At 42.1% G+C, this 2,919-nt stretch carries 1 pseudogene; it reads left to right on the forward strand.

Annotation, left to right across the window (positions count from 1 at the left end):
- Positions 1–2,919 (forward strand): annotated as a pseudogene (locus AC0QT4_RS08700) (hypothetical protein); the annotation flags it as partial.

Consider the following 2,919-nt stretch of genomic DNA (forward strand, 5'->3'; position numbering starts at 1 on the left):
TCAATGGTTCCCAGCTTCATAGTCTAGGGGAGAGTGTTGCGAAGTCTTTAGGTGGTGCTGCTCAGTATGAAGGTGGTAAATGGACTGCTCCGACCTTCACGGTTCAAAGTGTGAAAGCAGATGGGCAAACAGAAGAAGCCACGTATCATGATGTCACAACGGCTTTTTCTGGAGTAGGGACTTCTTTCACGAATGTGAATAATTCGATCACGAAAGTTAAAGAAGAGATTAGCAACGAGATTAAGAATGAAATTGCTACTGTACAAAGTGACGCTTTGTTGTGGGATAATACGAAAGGTGCCTTTGTAGCGACGCATGGAACGGATAAGAGCAGCAACAAGATTATGTCTCTTGCAGCTGGAGATATCACTGCCACCTCCACGGATGCAGTCAATGGTTCTCAGCTTCATAGTCTAGGGGACAGTGTTGCGAAGTCTTTGGGTGGTTCTGCTCAGTATGAGAATGGCAAATGGACTGCTCCAAAGTTTACAGTTAAGACTGTCAAGGAAGATGGTAGTGTAGTTGAAACGCATGAGTATGATACCGTTTCTGCTGCCTTTGAGGGTGTTGGTACTTCTTTTGCAAATCTTCATAAAGAGGTTAAGAATGAGATTAATAAAGTTGTAGGAGATAGCCTTGTTAAGCAGGATACTGATACCAAGGTTATCAAGATCGGAGCAGAAAAAGGTGGTAACAGCATTAGTATTGCCAATAGTGGTGATGCATCGCGGACCTTGTCTGGTGTGAAAGCTGGCGTTCTTTCCGAAGGATCGACGGAAGCGGTCAATGGTTCTCAACTTTATTCTTTGAATACTACCCTTGCTACCTATTTTGGTGGGGGTGCTAAATATGAAAATGGAAAATGGATAGCGCCAAAATTCGAAGTTTCGACGATTGGTTCTGATGGTAATGTAGTTGAAGAGCAGAGCTATACGAGTGTAGCGGAAGCGTTTGCTGGTGTAGGCACTTCATTCACGAATCTTCATAAAGAGGTTAAGAATGAGATTAATAAAGTTGTAGGAGACAGTCTTGTTAAGCAGGATAAAAAGACGCATGTTATTAGTGTAGGGGGTGAAAAGAGTGGTGCTGAAGTTACGTTTGCAAATACTGATGGTGCATCACGAACCCTTTCAGGTGTGAAAGCGGGAACAATTTCTGCGACCTCTACGGAAGCCATCAATGGTTCCCAGCTTCATAGTTTAGGGGACAGTGTTGCAAAGTCTTTTGGTGGTACTGCTCAGTATGAAGGTGGTGTTTGGACTTCTCCAAAGTTTACAGTTAAGACTGTTAAGGAAGATGGTAGTGATGTTGAAGAAAAGAGCTATGAGAGTGTAGCAGAAGCCTTTGCTGGAGTAGGGACTTCTTTCACGAACATTCACAATGAAGTTAAGAGTGAGATTAACAAAGTTGTCAGCGATAGTCTTGTTAAGCAGGATGAAAAGACAAAGATTATCAAGATTGGTGGCGAAAAAGATGGTACGACCATCACTATTGCTGATAAAGGTAATCAAGATCGGACGCTTTCTGGCGTGAAGGCGGCAGAAAATGATAACGAAGCGGTTAATAAAGCTCAGCTTGATAAAAGCTTAGCAGATCTTTCTAAAACTATTCAGTCTGAAGATTCTTCAGTTGTTCTTTATGATAAAGGAACAAATGGTAACACCAATTATGGCAGTGTTACTTTTGGCAAAGGCAACGGTTCATCTCCGGTAGCATTGCATAATGTTTCGGATGGTAGAATTGCTGATAAATCGTATGATGTTATCAATGGTAATCAGCTTAATAAAATTTCTGAGGATATTGCGCGTTTCTTAGGTGGTAATGCGGCGTTTAAAGATGGAGCTTTTACCGAGCCTACCTATAATTTGTCTGAGATTTCTAAAGAAGGTAATATAGAACAACATGCATTTAAAAATGTTGGTTTAGCTTTTACAAGTTTTGATAAGAGTATTCAGAATGTAAACCAACGGATTAAGGATGTCTCTGAAAGTGTTTCTCAGGATTCTTTGAACTGGAATAAAGAAGAAGGAGCTTTTGTAGCGACGCATGGAGCAGGAGATGCAAAAGCCCATAGCAAGATTAAATTTCTTGCCAATGGGGATATAGCTGAAAGCTCAACGGAAGCAGTTAATGGTTCACAGCTTTATTCTCTGAATACCACCCTTGCTGAATATTTCGGTGGCGGTGCTAAATATGAAGGTGGCAAATGGACGGCTCCAAGTTTCAAGGTTAAGATTGTCAAAGAAGAAGGTAGTGATGTTGAAGAGCAGAGCTATACGAGTGTAGCGGAAGCGTTTGCCGGTGTAGGAAACTCATTCACGAACATTCATAATGAAATTACCAAAGAGGTTAGCCAAATTGTCAGCGATAGTCTTGTTAAGCAGGATGAAGAGACAAAGATTATCAAGATTGGAGCGGAGAAAGAAGGGACAGCGATTACAGTTGCTAACAGTAGTGGTGAAGCGCGTAGTCTCTCTGGTGTAAAGGCAGCAAGTCTTTCGGAAGGATCGACGGAAGCGGTCAATGGTTCACAGCTTTATTCACTGAATACCACTCTTGCTGAATATTTCGGTGGCGGTGCTAAATATGAAAATGGAGCTTGGAAAGCGCCAGAATTCAAATTTGCGACGGTTAGCTCTGATGGAAATTCTGTTGAAGAGCAGAGCTATACGAGTGTAGCGGAAGCGTTTGCCGGTGTAGGAAAGTCATTCACGAAGCTTCATAATGAGATTTCTGACAATATAGAGCAGAATGCGTTATTGTGGAGTGCTGAAGAGAATGCTTTTGTAGCGCTTCATGGCAAAGGGGACACAAGAAGCAAAAGCAAATTGAAGTCCCTTTTGGATGGCGATATAGCGAAAGGTTCCACGGAAGCGATCACGGGCAACCAGCTTTATTCACTGAATCAGACGTTAGCGT

The organism is Bartonella sp. EBT8 (assembly GCF_055796165.1).